Genomic DNA, 18676 nt, shown 5'->3' with positions numbered 1-18676 from the left:
CCTTATAGGTGGAAATATACTCCCATCGTCAAGTGGATTTATTCCCTCTAGCGGAATTTATGCTCCGGTGAATAATTCCACCGTGGCCAATTCGTCCGAAATCTTGCTCGCTCGCATTGACGAGCGCTTGGCCGCACTCGGCAAAAGCCGGTGGTGGCTGTCGATGGAAATCAGCGACCGAAAGCAGCACGGCATTATCAAGGACATCGAGCGAAAGGGCACGATGCCCGGCGCTGACAGGATCCGCAGGATTGCCGAGGTGCTGGAAACCACGACCGACTACTTGCTGGGCACCGTCAGCACGTCAGAGCAGGTTCAAAGCGAGGTTGGCATTCAGGATCTCGGCGCGGATGCGCGTGACCTGCGCCGCACCCCCGACCGCGCCGAACCCGGCATCCCGCTCCTCGGCACCGGCGACTGCGCCGATCTCGAACTGGGCGACGATATCCACATCGAGCGGTCATCGTTCGACGAGGACTATCACGTCCGCATGATCGAACGCCCGCCTTCGCTGCGTGGTGCACGACAAGCATACGCGATCTACTTCCAGGGCAGCAGCATGGAGCCGCGCTTCTACGCGGGCGAAATCGGCATCGTCGATCCCGATCGCCCCGCCGCGCCCGGCGACTTCGTCGTCGTGCAGCTGAACAACGGAGAGGCCGAGCACGTCGTCTCGGTGCTGGTCAAGCGCCTGGTGCGCCAGACCAGCCAGTACGTCGAGCTCGAGCAGTTCAACCCGCAGACGGTGTTCCAGCTACCGCGCCGCAAGGTCGCGCGGATTCACAAGATCATGCCTCCAACGGACCTTCTCTTTCGTTAGCAATCAGAATGGCGAAGGGTAAGGTCCATGTTGGCGACGGGACCGAGTGCGGCCAAGTGTCAGCTAAGGAGCGACTGTATTTTGTCGCCAAAGGCGATGAGTGCCGCAATAGCGGCTAGCATCCCCGCAAGCCGCGTGTCGATGTAGGTTTTGCTTGGTAGATGCGAGATACGCTCTGACATAGTCGCCAAGTTAACTTCGACCGAACCTGTCCGGTCAATCAACCTATCCAGGCGCTCCTCAAGTCGATTTACCCGCGCTTCCATGCCATCATAAGTGCCACCTCCATCACCGTTGTTCAAGTGGCTCTCCACCTCATCGAGGCGCCGCTGCACCTGCCTCAGCGGCAGGAAAATGTCGTCCGGGCTAGTTGCCATCTTCAGACCCAATCTTGTGCAATGCTTCATTCAGCTTGTTGGCAAAAATAGGATCTACCTTTGACATGATGAGACGCTGCATAATGAGGGCCTCTTTTAAAGAGGAAAGCGATTCCTTGAGCCGTTGAAGAGCAACGTTATTGATGCCATCTACCGCACTCATAGCGGAAATTATATCACTGATACTGTCAAGAATTGAGCTGCTTAAAAAAGCTACCTCAACTCTACTCGGTGCTCCCCCCATCGTAAAAAATTCTTCCCGCTCCTTTTCGGTGAAGCGCGACAACATCTCGCTCAATCTTTCGACTTCATCAGCCATGGGTATTCCCTGCCTTTTTCGGAGCCTTTGCGGGCCATCTACCCTCCTCGACCCTGCGCCAGCGTGCATCGATGCCGCCCACTACGCAAAGACAAGGTGGCTGCAACCAGCGCCGCGCCAGTCGAAAGTTTCTTTATTCACCCCAATCCTATCTAGACCCATCCTGCCCAATCCATCTGTCCGGCAAAGGGTGAATAATTCCTCTTGACTAGGAGTATATTTCCACCTGTATAAGTCCTCCCCAGCGAAAGGGGAGAAAACCATGCTCGAATCCAAGTCCGAATTCCCGTTCCCGGGCTCGACCGCCTTCCTGAGGCCGGAGGGCCGCGAACTGCGCATCATCCAACACCAGTGCGACGGCCGCCTCCTGGTCCAGCGCGTCGGCCCCGAATGGGACCGCTCGCAGCGCGCCACCGGCACGATGACCGTCGAGCGCGCCGACGTCGCCGCCACCCGCGACGAAGCGATCATCATCGCGAAGCGCAGGCGCGCCGCCTGATGTCGTTCTTCGAAACCTACTCGCGCGAGATCGTCGCCACCGTCTTCGGCATCGCCTGCATGGCGCTCGTCATGATGGCGGCCGCGCTGTGAACCCCCGCGCTCAAGTAGCCGCAGGCGGTAGCGCTAAAAGAAGGCCGCGCCTCCTTCAGCGCCGGGACAATCGCGACAGCCCGCCGGCTGACCTGGCCGAGCTGGTCCGCGATTTCACCCCGCAGGACTGGCGCACGTGCCTGATCGGCGCGCCGCTGCTCGTCGCCGTCTTCGGCTGCCTGCCCTTCCTGTTCCTTGTGATCGAGGAGATCGCCCGATGATCCGCCCCGAACGGCTCCACACCGACCCGAACGGCCACCCCTGGCCGGAATACATCCAGCACGAGATCGAGGCGAACCGCTACGACCGCCCCCTCGGTGCAGACTGCATCCGCTGGGGCTGGTGGCTCGTCGCCGCACTGATCAGCGCCACCATGTGGGGCGGCATCGCCCACCTGCTGGGACGCCTGTGATGGATGACCTCCCCCGCTTCGCCACCGAGGAATTCGCCCGCCGCCGCTCCAACGCGCGTCGCGCCGCCGAACGCTGCCGGATGACCGTGGCTCAGGCCGAGCAGAAGATGCTGTTCTGGGCCGTCATCACCGTCCGCGCCGGCGGCGATCTGCCCAAGGACATCCGCGCCCAACTCCCCCGCGCTCAAGTAGCCGCAGGCGATAGCGCACAACCCACTTGGCGGGAACTCACCCCGCAAGGCACCGACCCGGCGCTGTTCCTGAAGCACGCCCTCCGCGAACTCCAGCGCGCGGCCACCGCCGCCCTGATCAAGCACACGGCGACCGCAGAGGACACGGACCGCACCCGCGGCATCCTCGCCCTCTACAACCAGGTCGCCGCCCCCGTCCTCGGCCCGCTCCCCCCGCAAAAGCGGGCCGAGGACACCCCGGCCCTGCAGGAGGCGGCATGAAGAACCGGCTCTCCGATCTGAACAACCACCTCTTCGCCCAGCTTGAACGCCTGGGCGAAGAGAGCCTGACCGCCGAGCAGATCGAGCAGGAGGCGGAGCGCGCCGACGCCATCGTCGCCGTGTCCGACCAGATCATCGAGAACGCGAAGCTGCAGCTGCAGGCGGTGAAGGTGCTGGCCGACCACGGCGACCGCTTCAAGGCCGCCCTGCAGCCGATGCTGGGTGGACCGCCCGCCAGCACCGAAACGCCGGCCATCGAAGGCAATAGCCAGTGAAGGGCCACCCCATCCGCTACTCCGCCGAGGAGATGGCCTGGCTGGAAGCGAACCGCCTCTTGCCGATCACGGACTACCATCGCGCCTTCGAGGCTCGGTTCGGTCGACCGGATGTCACCGCCGCGAACCTCCACGCCCTGCGCAAGCGCAAGGGCTGGCGCACCGGACGCACCGGCCGGTTCGAACCCGGCCAGGAAAGCTGGAACAAGGGCAAGGCGATGCCCTTCAACGCGAACAGCGCGGCGACCCGGTTCCGCAAGGGCAACCTGCCGCACAACACCCGCTTCCTCGGCCACGAACGCGTGTCGAAAGACGGCTATGTCGAGATCAGCGTGGCGGAAACGAACCCGCACACCGGCTTCGACCGCCGCTACGTGCTGAAGCACCGCCACCTCTGGGAGCAGGCGAACGGCCCCGTGCCCGAAGGCATGGCCCTGAAGTCGATCGACGGCGACAAGACGAACACCGATCCGGCGAACTGGAAGCTGGTCCCCCGCGCCATGCTGCCCCGCCTCAACGGCCGCTTTGGCCGCGATTACGACGCCGCGCCCGCCGAGCTGAAGCCCGTCATCATGGCCACCGCCGAACTCGAACACCGCGCCCGCGAAGCGCGCAGGAACCGCTGATGCGCGACTCGCTCCGCCGCGAGCGCGCCGCGCTGCTCGAAGGCGCCCTCTGCGCCACCATCGCCCTCTCGACGATGGCTGTCTGTGTCTGGGGATGGTGAGATGAACGCCCCCGCGCGCATCCCGGCTCCGACGCCCGACCCTGACCTGGTCGCGCTGGTGCAGGCCCTTGCGCGCGCGGCGGCAGCGCGGGATATAAGCGCGGCGCGCTCCCGCGCCGGATATCGGGAAACCCATGCGGACCCTGATCTACGCCCGCTTTAGCTCGGCGCTGCAGAACAGCCGCTCGATCGACCAGCAGGTCGACGTCTGCCGCGAACGCGCGCAGCGCGAAGGATGGACCGTGCTCGACGTCTTCACCGACTATGCGGTTAGCGGCGGCGCGGGTATGGGCGAAGGCCAGCGCCCCGGCCTCGCCGCGCTGCTCGCACGGGTCGAGGAGGGAGGCATCGAGCAGGTGCTGGTCGACACGTCGAGCCGCATCGCTCGCCACCAGGGCGACGCGCATTCCATCCGCGAACGGCTGAACTACCACGGCGCTCGCCTCTTTACGCTGGGCGACGGCGAGATCGACCGGTTCAAGGGCGCAATCAAGGGCCTGCTCGACGAACAGATGCGGGTCGAACTGCGCCACAATATCAAGCGCGGACAGGCCGGCACCGTGAAGCAGGGCCGCTCGCCTGCCGGTCTCGCCTACGGCTATCGCACCGCCAACCGCATCGACGCCAATGGCCGCCCGGTGCGCGGCCTGCGCGTGATAGACGAAGATCAAGCCGATATCCTCCGTCGCATCTTTCGCGAATACGCTGCCGGCATCAGCCCCCGGGCCATCGCGCTGCAGCTGAACAAGGAGGAGGTGCCCGGCCCGCGCGGGACCCGCTGGCGCGCTACTACCATCCGGCCCGATCGCTCGCGCGGCAACGGCATGCTGTCGAACCGGCTTTACGTCGGCCAGCTGGTGCACAACCGCACGTCGAAGGTCATCGACCCGGTGACGCGCAAGACGCGGATCCGTCCGAACCCGGCCAGCGACTGGGTGACGGAGGACGTGCCCCACCTGCGCATCATCGACGACGAACTCTGGCACCGTGTCCAGGCCGAACTGGATGGCAACCGCACCGCCAACCCGGTCCACAAACGCCGGCCGCGCCATTTCCTGTCGGGCCTGGGCAAGTGCGGCTGCTGCGGGGCCAGCTGGAACGTGAAGACCGCGAACCTCTGGGCCTGCGGCGGCAACAGCGAAGGCGCGGTCTGCGACAACCGGCGCCAGATCACGACCGAGAACTACGAACGCCGCGTGCTCGAGGGGCTGGAAAGCCGTCTCCTCGATCCCGAGCTCGTCTCGATTTACGTGCGGGAATATCACAAAGAATTCGCCAAGCGCGCGGGCGAGAGCCGCCGCCAATCGACGAGGCTGGAGACGAAGAAGACCGACGCCGATCGCAAGGTCGCCCGCCTGGTCGCCGCAATCGCACAAGGCGGCGATGAATTCCCCGAGATCCGAGAGGCCCTGCAACAGGCTCGGGCCGACCGCGACCACGCCGCCGCGCAGCTTGCCGAGATCGAGGCCCTGCCCGTCGTCGCCCTGCACCCCGGCATCGCCGACCAGTACCGCCAGCAGGTCACCAAACTGAACGAAGCCCTCGCCGATCCGCAGGCAAGGCAGGAAGCGACCAGCCACCTGCGCGCCCTGATCGACCGCATCATCCTCACCCCGGCCCAACACGGCCGCGGCGTCGATGTCGAAGTCAGAGGAAAGCTCGCCTCGATCGTGGCCCTGGCCACCGGCGAAACGCCGCCGTCAATCGAGGCTGAAGCCCCCCGGAAGCGTCACCAACTGTAAAGGTGGAGCGGGTGAAGGGAATCGAACCCTCGTCGTAAGCTTGGGAAGCTTCTGCTCTGCCATTGAGCTACACCCGCGATACAGGCCTGTTTCAAGCAGCGCGGCCTGATGGCCAGTCAGTTGCCGCCAAAAGGGGGCAAGGTCAATCGCAAAACGCGCGGGACCATCATCGTTGCGAGCGCCGATTCTCGCAAGCAGATGGCCGGTGAGGTTGCGGTGCTCTTGCTACCATTCGTGCGCCGGGCGCCACAAAAGCCCCGAGACGTCATTTGCCGCCGGAAAGGCGGGTTCAAAAAACAACGCGGCGGCCCATCCGGCGTAATTGACACCGGTGACATTGTGCGTTATTTCCGCTCCAGAACGCTAGAACAAGTCGACTCCAAACCGCATAGACACCGGTGTCAACGCTGGGCGGAAATAACGGAGCGGGGCGGCGAAGGAGAGGGGATCTTATGCTTCTACAGACCGAGCGGAATTGTCTTCGTGCGATGCGGCTCGCCGCGACCAGCCTGGGCGCCATCACGGTCTCCCTGGCCGGGCTCCACGCTGCGCCCGCCCTCGCCCAGGATGCAGTCGTCCCGGCAGCGCCGACCGATGACGAGGACGTCATCGTCGTCAACGGCTTCCGCCAGTCGCTTGTCGCGGCTCAGGACATCAAGAAGAACGCCGCCAACGTGGTGGAAAGCATCGTGGCCGAAGACATCGCCAAGATGCCCGATCTCAACATCGCGGAATCGATCCAGCGCATCCCGGGCGTCGCGGTTTCCCGCGAAGGCGGCGAGGGGCGCAACATCACGCTGCGCGGCTTCGCGCCCGATTTCACCCGCACGACGCTGAACGGCATGGAAGTCCCGGCCAGTTCCGACGGCCTCGATTCGGGCGGTTTCACCATCAACGCCGGTCGTTCCTTCGACTTCCACATCTTCGCGTCCGAACTGTTCAACCGGATCGACGTGCAGAAGTCGCAGCGCGCCTCGATCGAGGAGGGCGGCATCGCCGGCACGATCGACCTCTACACTGCGCACCCGTTCGATTTCGACGACCTGACCGTCGTTGCCTCGGCCCAGGCCGGCTACAACTCGCTCAGCCACAAGGTCGACCCGCGCATGACCTTCATGGTCGCGGACCAGTTTGCCGACGGCACCATCGGCGTGCTGTTCTCCGCCGCCTATTCGGAACGCACCGTGCGCCAGGAAGGCTTCGGCACGGTTCGTTACACTTCGCCCTTCGCCAACGGCGATTCCTGGGCCGACACGAACCCCACGGTGATCGGCACCGTCGACGGCAGCTGCGGCGCGGCCGATCCCCTCGACTGCCTGTGGGCACCGCGCCTGCCGCGCGCCGACTATTTCGGCAACGACCAGAAGCGTCTGGGCCTGACCGGATCGGTCCAGTTCAAGCCCAGCGACGCGGTCGAAATCTCGCTCGACTGGCTGCATTCGGAGCTGGAGAACGACCGGCGTTCGTACAACTCGATGGAATGGCTCCTGACCCACGGCACGCCCGGCAATTTTACCGGCCAGACGCCGCGTGAATTCGTCGTCGGCCCCGACGGTCGCCAACTGATTGCCGCCAGCTTCGACGACGTCACCTCGTGGTACGAGAGCCGCTATCAGTATTCGGAATCGAAGTTCGACCAGTACATGCTGAGCGGCAAGTTCGATGTGAGCGACAACGTCACTTTCGACGCGATGGGCGGCTATGCCCGCGACAAGGCGGACCGGACCGAGTTGCGGTTCTACGTGCGTTCGCAACCGCACTTCTACTCATACGATTTCCGCGACAATCCGAATGTCGCGACCGTCGACTACGGCGGCTGGGATCCGACCGACCCGAACAACTTCGTCGACCAGTTGAACGGCGCCAACCGCGTCAACAACGTGGTCAAGGAAAACTACACCGCCAAGGGCAACCTGACTTACGAAGGCGACGGGTTCTCGATCCTGACCGGCATGGCGTGGAACGATCGTTCGGTCCGCTACGAGGAAGGCACGGGCGCCAACGTGAACTTCACCCCGCCCGACTACCTCACCGATTTCCCGGTTTCGGGCTTCGGTCGCGGTCTCGGCGGCGCGCTTCAGCCGTTCGCGGTCGTCGATTTCGACGCTCTCCAGGCCGATGGCCTGTTCCCGGAAAGCTATTCGATCGATGCCTCGAAGGGCTGGGACGTGACCGAGCGGACGCTGGCCGCCTATATCGAGATGAACGCCGAATTCCCGATCGGGTCGATGCTGCTGCGGACCAACGCCGGCCTGCGCTGGGTCAAGACCAAGGTCCTGTCCGAAGCGAAGATCGCCGGAACCGACGTGACGCAGACGAAGAGCTACGACAACTACCTGCCGTCGATGAACTTGGCGCTCGAAGTGACGCCCGACCTCATCGCGCGTTTCGCCTATGCCCGTTCGATGACCCGTCCGGGCCTCGGCTCGCTGAACATCGCGGGACCGAACTTCGGTTACACCACCCGCACGGTCAGCAACCTTGGTAACCCGAACCTGAAGCCTTACCAGTCGAACGACATCGATCTGTCGCTCGAATACTACACGCCCAACGGTGGGCTGTTTGCGGTCGGCTTCTTCCACAAGGACATCGTCACCTCGCTCAAGACCGACGTGGTGGAGATGATGATCGATCCGGTATTCTGGCCGGCGATCTATGCCGATCCGCAGTACGACGAATCCTTCAACGCCGATCCGGCGGAAGTGCCGTACACCTTCTACATCCCGGTCAATTCGGATGAAGGCAACACGGTCAAGGGTATCGAGGTGACGGTCAACCAGCCCTTCACCTTCCTGCCCGGCATGCTGCAGTACTTCGGCATCGCTGCAAACTACACCCACGTTTCGGCGCAGGATTCGACGGGCCTTTCGCCCAACTCCTACAACGCCACGCTATATTACGATCACGAGGATTTCGGCGTGCGCCTCTCGGTCAACAAGCGCGACGATTACCTGCTGAGTCAGCCGGGCGGCAACGGCCACGTGCAGGAGCGCAAGTTCGGCCCGACCCATGTCGATTTCTCGGCCTATTACAACGTGACGGAGCAGTTTACGATCAGCCTCGAGGGGATCAACATCACCGACGAGAAGGAACTGATCTATGGCACCGGCGATGGCGACCAGTTCCTGCCGCGCGAATACAGCCACACGGGCGCGCAGTGGTTCATCGGCGCCCGCTTCCAGTACTGACCGCACGCCCGGCGCGAAAGTGACCGGCTTGCTTCAGCCACGCAATGGAAGGACGGCGGCAGCCCTGGTTGCCGCCGTCCTTTCCTTCCAGGCGCTGGCGGGATGCACGACGACGCCAGCCGTGGCGCCCATCGCACCGACCGTCACTTCGCCCCCATCTAACCTGCGCCGTGTGATCGACGACGGCTACACCGTATCCCAACGCTACGAAGCGAACCGCCCGGCCCATCCCGAACTGGCGCTGACCTCTGTTCCGCTCGAAGGCGGCGGACGTATCCTGTTCGACCGGCGCTACAAGCAGGTGGGCGCGCGCGAACTTCATGCCGACCTGTTCCTGCCGGCTCCCGCCAAGGCGCACGGACAGGCGATCGTGCTGGTCCACGGCGGCGGATGGATGTCGGGCGACAAGTCCAATTTCTATACCATCGCCGCCCGCCTGGCCGCGCGCGGCTATGTCGTCGCTCTTCCCGAATTCCGGCTGTCGCCAGAAGCCGCTTATCCCGCCGGCCTGATCGACGTGAACGATGCCATCGCTTGGCTGCGGGGCGAGGCGGAAACGCTCGGCATCGATCCCCGGCGCATCGCCATCGGCGGCGAGAGTTCGGGCGGGCAGATGGCCGCTCTGATCGCCTATACAGGCGGCTCGCGCCGCTTTGCGGGCGGCAGCTCCCCTGCCCCGCGGGTCAATGCGCTGATCGATCTCGATGGCGTGCTCGACTTCACCGATCCGCTGGCGCTGCGTTATGAAAATGCCGCCGGCGCCGGTTCCGCCGCGGCGCAGTGGCTCGGAGGCTCGTACGAAGCCATCCCGGAACGCTGGCGTGAGGCGAGCGCGGCCCGGCACGTCGGCGCGCAATCGCCGCCGACCCTTGTCATCAGCGGCGGAGAACCCCGCTTCACCGCCGGGCGCGATGCCGTCATGGCGGCGCTTTCCGGGCACGGGATTGCCGCGCGCCATGTCGCCTTCCCCGGTTTGCCGCACACGTTCTGGCTGTTCGATCCCTATGCGGCGCAAGTCGTCGACGCGATCGATGCCTTCCTGACGCGGGACGTCCTGTCTCCGCCACCCGACAAGGACCGTCCATGACCTTCCGGCTTTCCAGCCTGCTTGCCGCTTCCGCCCTCGCCCTCAGCGGTTGCGCCACCGTTCCGGCAGGGGACGGCGCGCTATCGCTGGAAGTGAGCAAGGACTGCGGCGCTCGCCCCCGCTGCCACGCCACGCTCGGCGCGGCCTTGCAGGCGGCGAGTGCGGAGCCTGCCGATCGACCGGTGCGGATTGCCATTGGGCCAGGCGATTTCAACGAGCGGGTGGTGGCCGAGCGGTCCAACCTCGTCATCACCGGCTCCGGGCAGGATCGCACGCGGTTGCACCACGACCTTGTCGCCGAACATGCCGCCGCCTTGCACCGGGACCGCTGGGGCACGGCGGGATCGGCGACACTGACGATCACCGGCAAGGATGTTGCGGTTTCGGATCTCGCCGTCGAAAACGATTTCGACTACCTCGCCAACGATGCCCTGCCGTCCGCCGATCCGCGCAAGATCGGCAATTCGCAGGCGCTGGCCGTTCTTCTCGATACCACCAGCGACAAGGTGCGGTTCGACCGGGTGGCGATGCTGGGTTACCAGGACACGCTGTTCGCCCATGGCGGACGCGCCTATGTCCGCGACAGCCTGATCGCGGGCAACGTCGATTTCGTCTTCGGCGATGGCCAGCTTCTCATCGAGGACAGCGAGCTCCGCACCCGCCGACGCGTCGCAGCCGAGGCAGACGGCTTCGACAGCTTCCTCCTCGCGCCCTCCACGCCGATCGCTCAGGCGGTCGGCATCCTCGTCCACCGCTCGCGCCTGACGCGCGAGGACGGAGTGCGCGATGCCAGCATCGCACTGGCCCGACCCTGGCATCCGACCACCCGTTTCGCCGACGGTCGGTACGCCGATCCGGATGCCATCGGACAGGCGATCTTCGTCGATTGCTGGATGGACGCACACATCCACCCCGACCACTGGGCCAGCATGGCGGGCACGGCGCGCAGCGGGGCCAAGACCGACATTTTCACGCCACAGTCCTCGCGTTTCTGGGAAAGCGGGTCGACCGGGCCGGGCGCGCGCAAGGTCGATATCGGCATGACGTGGCAGCCACCGATGCCCTTTGCCGCGATGCGGGCCATCGTGCTGGACGGCTGGGCCGACTGAGGGTCTCTCCCCTTCGATAACACGTGCGGTCGGCGCGGCGCGCGGCGGTCGCCACCCCGACCTCGCCGTGCCGCGTATCAGCCGCCGCCCATCACGCCGGGCAGCCACAGCGACCGCGCGGGCAAGTAGGTGACAATGACCAGCGCGGCGATGAGCGTCAGGTAGAACGGCCAGATCGTGCGCACCAGTTCGACGACAGGCACGCGGCCCATAGCCGAAGCGACGAACAGCACCGATCCCACCGGCGGCGTCACCAGCCCGATGCCCAGGTTCAGCATCATGATGATGCCGAAGTGCACCGGGTCGACGCCCACGCCCATGGCGACCGGGAGCAGGATCGGCGTGGTGATCACGATCAGCGGCGCCATGTCCATGAACGTGCCGAGCGCGAGAAGCATCAGGTTGATCACCAGCAAGGTCAGGATCGGATTGTCGGTCAGCGTCCCGATGGCCCCGCCGAGCTGGGCGGGCACCTCGAGGATGGCCAGCGCGAAGCCGAAGGCGGTCGCCGCGGCGATGATGAACAGGACGAGCGCCGCGGTCCTCACCGACTTGCGCGCCGCTTCCCAGAAGGAGGACCAGCCGAGGCTGCGATAGACCAGCACGCCGACAAGGATCGTATAGATGACCGCGATGGCGGAGCTTTCGGTGGGCGTGAACATGCCGCTGAGGATGCCGCCCATGATGATGATCGCGGTCATCAGCCCGGGGATCGCATAGGCCGCCGCGCGGATCAGCGCCCGCCATCCCGGAAAATGGCCGAACGGCAGCTTGCGCGAACGGGCGACCAGCCATGCCGCCAGCATCAGCAGAAACCCGGTAAGCAAGCCCGGAAACACCCCGGCCAGGAGCAGGTCGCCTATCGACACGCCGATGCCCGAAGCCGCGGAATAGATGATCATGTTGTGCGACGGCGGAATCAGCAGCCCGACGATCGCCGCGGTGACAGTGACGTTCACCGAATAGTCCGGCGGATAATCCTTCTCCGTCATCAGCGGCACCATCGTCGAACCGATCGCCGAAGCGCTGGCGATGGCGGAGCCCGAGACGGCACCGAACATCATCGACGCGCCGACGTTGACGATGCCCAACCCGCCGCGAACACGGCCCACGGCGGCATCGGCCACGTTGACCAGTCGCTCGGCGATGCCTGCGCGGCACATCCGACAAGAGAAGATGCCACCTTATTCTCCCCCGATGGCGGCGATCCGCCGCACCACCGATTTCTGGCTGGGCGTGGTGATGAACTGGTCCCGAACCGGCGTCATCAAGGCGGCGAAGGCGTCGCGATCGACTTCGTTCACCCCCACGCCCGATGCGGCGATCACGGCCTTCGCCTCCGCCACGCGGCGATCCCACAGCGTGCGCATGTAGGGGACGGATGCCTTCGCCGCCTCGCGCACCAGCGCGCGGTCTGCGGGCGATAGCCGGTCCCATCGGTTTCGGCTCATGACGAGGGCTTCGGGCGTGAACTGGTGCCGCGAGAGGCTGAAGAACCGCGCCACCTCGTAATGCCGTTCGCCGACGAACGTGGGCCAGTTGTTCTCCGCCCCGTCGATGACCCCTTGCGCCAGCGCCTGGTAGATCTCGCCAAAGGGGATCGGCACCGCGTTGGCGCCCAGCGCATTGACCATGGCGATGGCAAGGTCCGATGCGGGCACGCGAAGCTTCAGCCCCTTCATGTCCGCCGGTGTCCGGATCGGCTCGCGGATGTTGTAGAAGCTGCGCGCGCCCGAATCGTAGATGTAAAGCCCGATCAAGCCGTGCGGTTCGAGCGACGCCAGAACCTCGTCACCGATGTCGCTGTCGACCACGTTCCGCATGTGCCCCACCGATCGGAACACGAAGGGCAGCGAGAACGGCAGGGTCATCAGCTCGATCGAATTGAGCGGAGCGAATTAGATCCGGTTGAGATCCAGCCCGCCGAAGCTGGTGATTTCCAGCATATCGGTTTCGCTGCCAAGCTGTCCGCCCGAGAAGACCTTGATGTTCAGCCGGCCGCCGGTGCGTTCGGACAGGTAGCGGCCCATGAACTCCACCGCGCGCACCCTCGGATAATCGGCCGGGTGCGCGTCGGCGCACGTGAGTGTTCCCGACATCGCCGAACGACAGCCGCCAAGCGCCATTCCGCCCGCTGCGGCTGGATCGCCGTGGTCACGTCTCGTTCGAACAATCCTTCAGGGGCGGCGGCAGGCTGACGAGGTGTCATGCGAGACCGATGCCGCGGGCCCAAGCGAGCCAGATTTCGGGCCAGATCGCAACTGGCAGGCCGGCGGCACGGCCCAATCCGAACCCGTGACCGCCACTGGCGAACAGATGCGTGTCGACCGGCACGCCCGCTTGCACCAGCGCAGCTCTCAGCGACAGGGCGTTGCCGATCGGCACGGCGGAGTCGTCCTCGGCATGGACGATGAAGTGCGGGGGCGTGTCGCCGGTGACGTTAAGGTGCGGCGCGTGTCGCCGCTCGTCCTCGATGGTCGGTTCCGGACCCAGCAGACGCAGGCGCGAACCGGCATGGGCATCGGGACCGGACATCTTCACGACCGGATAGATCGGAGCGGCGCAGAACGGGCGGGCCGACAGCTGGTCCGCCGCATCGACGGGGACGTAGAGCGGCTGTGCAAAGCGGGCCGCAAGGTCGGCGCATAAATGGCCGCCAGCGGAGAACCCGATCATTGCGACACGGTCCGGATCCAGCGCGAACTCGGCGTTGCGCTCCCTCACGAAGCGTATCGCCCGTTGCGCATCGACCAGCGCGACGTCGGCGCCATCGGCCCACCCGTCGCCGGGCAACCGGTAGAACAGGACAAAGGCCGCGATGCCCCGGTCGGCAAGCCAGGAGGCCATCTCGAACCCCTCGCGGTCGACCACGACATGGCGATAGCCGCCGCCCGGCGCGATCACGACCGCCGCACCTGTGTTCGCACCGCGGGGACGAAAGAGGGCGAGGCGCGGCCGCACGATCCCCGAGATCGCCCGGTCACGGATCGATGCATCATTGGAGCGCTCGACCAGTGATTCCCGCAAGGTTTCGGCCGGCGCAGCGATCGCGCCCGCAGGCCAGAGATCGATGACGGCATCCGGCCCACGATCGGAAGCGGTTGATCCCGGGGACAGAAGAACCTCTCGTGTCGCGTGAGAGGACGCCTGCCCCCGGGCACCCGAAACGGTGCTTGCCGCGAATAGGGACAGGCCGCCCGCCATGGCCGATCGGCGATCGATCACGGACGGGAAACCTTTGCGCGGCAAATGGGCGGGAGAGGGAGAGATCCCGCCCCACCGTTCGAACATCGGGCCACGGCGAGCGTGCGAAGCGGACAGGCGAAATCGCAGCGCGAGGCGCCTTGGCGATCCGGCCTGGTCTGGCAACGATGCAGACATCCGCGCAATTCTCCCGCCCGGCCTTGTTTTTGGTAACCGGTGTCATTTTCTATTGCCCGCTGCCGGTGGGTCTGTCAAGAACGGGCAAAGCAAAGAATGGAGGATGTTGCCGTGAACGCGTTCCGATCGCTTGCCGCAGGCGTGGCGCTGCTTTGCACGCCCTTGGCCGGGACGGTGGCCCATGCCTCTCCCCCCGATCCGACCGAGGGTGGTCGCGGCGGCCGGATCGTGAAGGTCACCACGCTCGCCAAGGACGGACCGGGCAGCCTTGCCGAAGCGCTGCGAACGAAGGGCAAGCGCGTCATCGTCTTCGAGGTCGGCGGCGCGATCGACCTTGCGCGATCCTCGCTCGACATCGTCGAACCCTACGTCACCATCGCCGGGCAGACCGCGCCCAGCCCCGGGATCACCATCCTGCGCGGCGGGATCGACGTGCGCACGCACGACGTGAAGATCAGCCACCTTCGCGTCCTGACCGGGGTCGACGGCCAAGCCAGGCGCAGCGGCTGGGAGGCCGACGCGCTAAGCACCGTCGCAGCCTCCAACGTGGTGATAGAGAACAACACCTTCATGTGGGCGATCGACGAGAACATGTCGGCCAGCGGCCCGCGTTTCACCGGCAAGACAGTGGAGGAGTGGCGCAAGGGAACGAGTCATGACATCGTCTTTCGCCTCAACCTCGCCGCCGAGGGCCTCGCCGATGCCAGCCACCCCAAGGGAGAACATTCCAAGGGATCGCTGATTCACGACAACGCGACCGGCATCGTCCTCGACCGAAATGTCTGGGCCCACAACGTCGAACGCTCGCCACTGCTGAAAGGCGGTGCGCAGGCGCTGATGATCAACAACCTGATCTACGATCCGCAACGCCGCGCGGTGCACTACAACCTCATGGACCTCGAATGGACCGGCCATGCCCCGGTCGACGGCATGCTGACGGCCATCGGCAACGTGATGCGCGGCGGGAACAGCACCGATCCCGGCCTCGCCTTCCTGATGATCGGCGGTGTCGGCGACTTGCGGTTCTATGGCCGGGACAACCGCGCCGTCGATCGGCATGGCAACAACCTGCCGATGTTCGGCCGCTATGGCGAGACGAGCGCCAGGATCATAGAGGAGCGCGAGCCGACAGCCAGCGTGAGCGGTTACGACATCATGCCCAGTGGCGAGGTCGAAACCAGGCTGCTGCGCGACGTCGGCGCGCGGCCCTGGGACCGGGGCGCGGAGGAACTGCGCGTGCTGTTCTTCATCGCGGAAGGTCGCGGCGAGGTGATCGACGACGAGCGCGAAGTCGGCGGCTATCCCGATATCAAGCCGACAGCGCGTCCCTTCGTCGCGGCGGATTGGAACCTCGACACGATGACCCCCCGCAGCGGCGCCTATCCCGGGCAGAAGGCTGCGGTGCAGGAGGATCTCAGCCGGCGCGACAGGCAGATGCGCGCGAAGGGCAACTGATCGCGCGAGAAGGGAAGCGAGGCGGCGCCGTGACGGCGCCGTCCTCACGGTCCCGGTCTAGCGCCGGATGTCGCCGGCGTCGTGATTGAAGGCGGCAAGTTCGCCCGCCGTGACGACGATCTGGTCGCCGGCCACGCCATGCTTCATCGCAGCCAGCGCGAGTCCGCTGCGCGCCGCTTCGCGCACGCCTTCTCCCGACAGATAAGCATGGAGCACGCCCGCGGCAAAGGCGTCGCCGGTGCCGATCCGGTCGACGATGTTCTCGACCTTGACCTCCGCCGTCTGCCAGTGATCGTCGCGCATGTCGACGCGGGCGGCGATGTGATGGATGCCACCCGATTCGACCCGGCGCGCGGTTGACGCGATCAGCAAAAGGTCTGGAAATGCCTCGAAGGCCGCTTCGGCCGCCTCGCGCCGCCGGTCGGGACCATCGCCGGAAAAGGTTCGGCCCAGCAGGAGCGAGATGTCGCGGTGGTTGCCGAACATGACCTGCGCCCCGCCCACCAGCTCGGCGAGGATGGCACGCGGATCGCTGTCCCACGCCGACCAGAGGTTCGCACGGTAGTTGCCGTCGAACGAAACCGGCACTCCGGCTTCGCGCGCCGCACCAACCACGGCGCGGGCCAGCGCCGTGCCGCCCGGCCCCAGCGCCGGGGTGATCCCCGACATGTGGAGCAGTCGCGCGCCTGCCAGGGCATCGGCGATGGGCAGCACGGCGGGCGATGCCAGCCCGAAGGCGCTGCCGTCCCGGTCGTAGGTGACCCGGCCGGGATTGGGACCGGCGGGCGGCTCGTAGAAATAGAGACCGATCCGGCCCGGCACGCTCACCGCATGCCGGGTGTCAACGCCTGTCGAGCGGATCGCCGAAACCGCACGGCGGCCCAGCGGATTATCGGGCAGGCAGGTCAGGATCCGGGCGGGAAGACCCAGCCCGGCCAGTGCCGCAGCGACGTTCGCTTCCGCCCCGCCGACCACGAGATCGAGGCTATTGGCCGATGCAAGCGGCACGCCCGGAGCCGCCGCAAGGCGGAGCAGAACCTCGCCGAAGCAGACGATCGGGCCGGGCTCCTCGCTCATCGGGCGAGCCAGCCACCGTCGACGGCCAGGACGTGTCCGGTGACGTAATCGGATGCCGGCGAAGCGAGGAAGACCGCTGCACCGGCGATATCCTCCGGCCGACCCCAGCGTCCGGCGGGAATGCGCTCCACGATCTGGCGGTTGCGGATCTCGTCGCCCTGCAGCGCGGCGGTGTTGTTGGTGGCGATATAGCCCGGCGCGATCGCGTTGACCTGCACGCCGCTGGCCGCCAGCTCGTTGGCCATCGCCTTCGTCACCCCGGCCACGCCCGATTTCGCCGCGGCGTAGCTCGGCACGCGGATGCCGCCCTGAAAGCTGAGCAGCGAGGCGATGTTGATGATCTTGCCCGCCCCTTTGGCGACCATGGAGCGAGACGCCGCCTGGCTGAGGAAGAAAAGCGCCTTCAGGTTGGTGTCGATCACCGCGTCCCAGTCTTCCTCGCTGAAGTCGGCAAGGTCGGCGCGGCGGATGATCCCGGCATTGTTGACGAGGATATCGACCCCTCCCAGCGCGTCGACGCATTCGTCGACGACGCGCGCGACCGGCGCGATCGAGGAAAGGTCGACCGGGATATCGATGCCCCGCCGACCCGTCGCGGCGATGGCGGCCAGGGTCTCGCCTGGCCGCGAACGACCCGCAAGGGCGACGTCCGCTCCGGCTTCGGCCAGGGCCACGGCGATCGCCTGCCCGATCCCGGTGTTGGCGCCGGTGACCAAGGCCACCTTGCCCGAAAGATCGAAGGATATGGCCATGGCGCTTACTTCAGCTGGCAGATGTCGAGAACGTTCATGTCGGTATAGTCGAGGTTTTCCCCGCCCATCGCCCAGATGAACGCATACTTCTTGGTTCCCGATCCCATGTGGATCGACCAGGGCGGGCTGATCACCGCCTCTTCGTTGGCGACGACGAGGTGCCGCATGCCGTCGGGCTCGCCCATGTAGTGCATGACCCGGTCCTGCGCTTCGGGAAGATCGAAGTAGAGGTAGATCTCGCTGCGCCGGTCGTGAAGATGCGGCGGCATCGTGTTCCAGACGCTGCCTTCCTCCAGCACGGTCAGGCCCAGCAGCAGTTGCGCGCTTTCGCACACGCCGGGGATGACCAGCTGGTAGATCGTGCGGTGATTGGAATTGGCGAGATCGCCGCGCTCGAGCGGATTGGCCTGGTCGAGCGTGACGTGGCGGATCGGGCAGACCTTGTGAGCGGGCAGCGAGGCGAGATAGAACCGGGCGCCCTGCCCTTCGAAGGTCACCTCGCGCGATCCCATCGGGATGTAGAGGCATTCCTTGTTCTTCATCGCGAAACGTTCGCCGTCGACGACGATCGCGCCTTCGCTGCCGATGTTCACGGCAGCCATCTCGCGCCGTTCGAGGAAGGGATGCCCCTTGGCGCTGGCCGGTTCGCTCTGCTCCGGAAGACGGATGCCGGCAGCGCCGGGAACCGCGCCGCCGATCACGAAGCGTTCGTTGTGCGAATAGTTGAGGTTGACCTCGCCCTCCACGAACATGCCCGAAACCAGGTAGCGGTCGCGCAACGCGTCGTTGGTGACGCTGTCCATCATGTCGGGATGCGTGGCGTGGAATGTCTTGCTGAACATGGCGGAAGCTCTCCCGATCCTGTCGATGGCCAGTTTTGGTAACCGGTGTCAAAGTCGCTCATAGGCCAAG

19 protein-coding genes, 1 tRNA gene and 1 pseudogene are annotated in these 18676 nt (G+C 65.6%); 12 read left to right on the top strand and 9 right to left on the bottom strand.

The window, feature by feature from the left end:
* The first annotated feature begins 163 nt into the window (after nt 1–163).
* Nucleotides 164–820: a S24 family peptidase gene (locus J2X37_RS10595; RefSeq protein ID WP_310020931.1), complete on the top strand. Its 657-nt coding sequence runs from the start codon at nt 164–166 to the stop codon at nt 818–820.
* Nucleotides 821–879: 59 nt separating this feature from the next.
* Here the strand turns inward: J2X37_RS10595 and J2X37_RS10590 are convergent, their stop codons facing one another.
* A complete protein-coding gene (locus tag J2X37_RS10590) occupies nt 880–1209 on the bottom strand; it encodes a hypothetical protein (protein ID WP_310020929.1) in 330 nt (109 codons plus the stop codon).
* Nucleotides 1187–1516: a hypothetical protein gene (locus tag J2X37_RS10585; RefSeq protein WP_310020926.1), complete on the bottom strand. Its 330-nt coding sequence runs from the start codon at nt 1514–1516 to the stop codon at nt 1187–1189. The genes J2X37_RS10590 and J2X37_RS10585 overlap by 23 nt, the downstream gene beginning before the upstream one ends.
* A gap of 262 nt (nt 1517–1778) precedes the next feature.
* Between J2X37_RS10585 and J2X37_RS10580 the strand changes: the two genes are divergently transcribed.
* The 7 genes from J2X37_RS10580 to J2X37_RS10550 all read left to right on the top strand — a co-directional run bounded on the left by J2X37_RS10580 (nt 1779) and on the right by J2X37_RS10550 (nt 5715).
* Complete coding sequence (locus J2X37_RS10580; RefSeq protein WP_310020923.1) at nt 1779–2015, top strand: hypothetical protein; 237 nt, start codon at nt 1779–1781, stop codon at nt 2013–2015.
* Nucleotides 2016–2103: 88 nt separating this feature from the next.
* Nucleotides 2104–2328, top strand: a complete 225-nt coding sequence (locus J2X37_RS10575; RefSeq protein ID WP_310020920.1) for a hypothetical protein — start codon at nt 2104–2106, stop codon at nt 2326–2328.
* Entirely contained in the window at nt 2325–2519 is a 195-nt protein-coding gene (locus tag J2X37_RS10570) for a hypothetical protein (protein WP_310020917.1), read from the top strand. The genes J2X37_RS10575 and J2X37_RS10570 overlap by 4 nt, the downstream gene beginning before the upstream one ends.
* A complete protein-coding gene (locus tag J2X37_RS10565) occupies nt 2519–2971 on the top strand; it encodes a hypothetical protein (protein ID WP_310020915.1) in 453 nt (150 codons plus the stop codon). The genes J2X37_RS10570 and J2X37_RS10565 overlap by 1 nt, the downstream gene beginning before the upstream one ends.
* Nucleotides 2968–3246 carry a hypothetical protein gene (locus tag J2X37_RS10560; RefSeq protein WP_310020912.1) on the top strand — a complete coding sequence of 93 codons (279 nt, stop codon included), beginning with the start codon at nt 2968–2970 and terminating at the stop codon, nt 3244–3246. Before J2X37_RS10565 ends, J2X37_RS10560 begins: the two co-directional genes overlap by 4 nt.
* Complete coding sequence (locus J2X37_RS10555; RefSeq protein ID WP_310020909.1) at nt 3243–3872, top strand: HNH endonuclease signature motif containing protein; 630 nt, start codon at nt 3243–3245, stop codon at nt 3870–3872. Before J2X37_RS10560 ends, J2X37_RS10555 begins: the two co-directional genes overlap by 4 nt.
* A 235-nt stretch (nt 3873–4107) precedes the next feature.
* The gene (locus J2X37_RS10550) at nt 4108–5715 is read left to right on the top strand and encodes a recombinase family protein (RefSeq protein ID WP_310020905.1); all 1608 of its coding nucleotides are present in this window, start codon (nt 4108–4110) and stop codon (nt 5713–5715) included.
* 3 nt (nt 5716–5718) lie between these two features.
* Here J2X37_RS10550 and J2X37_RS10545 read toward each other — a convergent pair.
* A tRNA-Gly gene (locus tag J2X37_RS10545) sits at nt 5719–5792 on the bottom strand.
* 375 nt (nt 5793–6167) lie between these two features.
* Between J2X37_RS10545 and J2X37_RS10540 the strand changes: the two genes are divergently transcribed.
* From J2X37_RS10540 to J2X37_RS10530, 3 genes are all read left to right on the top strand, one after another.
* A complete protein-coding gene (locus J2X37_RS10540; protein WP_310020903.1) occupies nt 6168–8903 on the top strand; it encodes a TonB-dependent receptor in 2736 nt (911 codons plus the stop codon).
* Between the two features lie 121 nt (nt 8904–9024).
* Nucleotides 9025–9990: an alpha/beta hydrolase gene (locus J2X37_RS10535; RefSeq protein WP_310020900.1), complete on the top strand. Its 966-nt coding sequence runs from the start codon at nt 9025–9027 to the stop codon at nt 9988–9990.
* Complete coding sequence (locus tag J2X37_RS10530) at nt 9987–11099, top strand: pectinesterase family protein (RefSeq protein WP_310020896.1); 1113 nt, start codon at nt 9987–9989, stop codon at nt 11097–11099. The genes J2X37_RS10535 and J2X37_RS10530 overlap by 4 nt, the downstream gene beginning before the upstream one ends.
* A 77-nt stretch (nt 11100–11176) precedes the next feature.
* Here J2X37_RS10530 and J2X37_RS10525 read toward each other — a convergent pair whose 3' ends face one another.
* From J2X37_RS10525 to J2X37_RS10515, 3 genes and pseudogenes are all read right to left on the bottom strand, one after another.
* Nucleotides 11177–12262 carry a TRAP transporter large permease gene (locus tag J2X37_RS10525; protein WP_310020892.1) on the bottom strand — a complete coding sequence of 362 codons (1086 nt, stop codon included), beginning with the start codon at nt 12260–12262 and terminating at the stop codon, nt 11177–11179.
* Between the two features lie 21 nt (nt 12263–12283).
* Nucleotides 12284–13198: pseudogene (locus tag J2X37_RS10520) on the bottom strand (TRAP transporter substrate-binding protein).
* Nucleotides 13199–13304: 106 nt separating this feature from the next.
* Nucleotides 13305–14060 (bottom strand): alpha/beta hydrolase, encoded by a 756-nt coding sequence (locus tag J2X37_RS10515; RefSeq protein ID WP_310021105.1) that lies wholly within the window; start codon nt 14058–14060, stop codon nt 13305–13307.
* Between the two features lie 531 nt (nt 14061–14591).
* Between J2X37_RS10515 and J2X37_RS10510 the strand changes: the two genes are divergently transcribed.
* On the top strand, nt 14592–15935 hold the full coding sequence (locus J2X37_RS10510) for a pectate lyase (protein ID WP_404979616.1): 1344 nt from the start codon (nt 14592–14594) through the stop codon (nt 15933–15935).
* Between the two features lie 57 nt (nt 15936–15992).
* Here J2X37_RS10510 and J2X37_RS10505 read toward each other — a convergent pair whose 3' ends face one another.
* Genes J2X37_RS10505 through kduI form a run of 3 tightly spaced genes read right to left on the bottom strand, consistent with a single transcriptional unit; the run spans nt 15993 to nt 18606 of the window.
* A complete protein-coding gene (locus J2X37_RS10505) occupies nt 15993–17012 on the bottom strand; it encodes a sugar kinase (RefSeq protein WP_310020888.1) in 1020 nt (339 codons plus the stop codon).
* Entirely contained in the window at nt 17009–17764 is a 756-nt protein-coding gene (gene kduD, locus J2X37_RS10500; RefSeq protein ID WP_310020886.1) for a 2-dehydro-3-deoxy-D-gluconate 5-dehydrogenase KduD, read from the bottom strand. The genes J2X37_RS10505 and kduD overlap by 4 nt, the downstream gene beginning before the upstream one ends.
* A gap of 5 nt (nt 17765–17769) precedes the next feature.
* Nucleotides 17770–18606 (bottom strand): 5-dehydro-4-deoxy-D-glucuronate isomerase, encoded by an 837-nt coding sequence (gene kduI, locus J2X37_RS10495; protein WP_310020883.1) that lies wholly within the window; start codon nt 18604–18606, stop codon nt 17770–17772.
* Nucleotides 18607–18676 lie beyond the last annotated feature (70 nt).

Origin of the sequence: Croceicoccus sp. BE223, from assembly GCF_031457155.1 — a bacterium.
In the GTDB taxonomy this organism is placed as follows: Bacteria; Pseudomonadota; Alphaproteobacteria; order Sphingomonadales; family Sphingomonadaceae; genus Croceicoccus.
The sequence above is the reverse complement of the archived record's forward strand: the minus strand, read 5'-3'. Positions and strand labels throughout refer to the sequence as shown.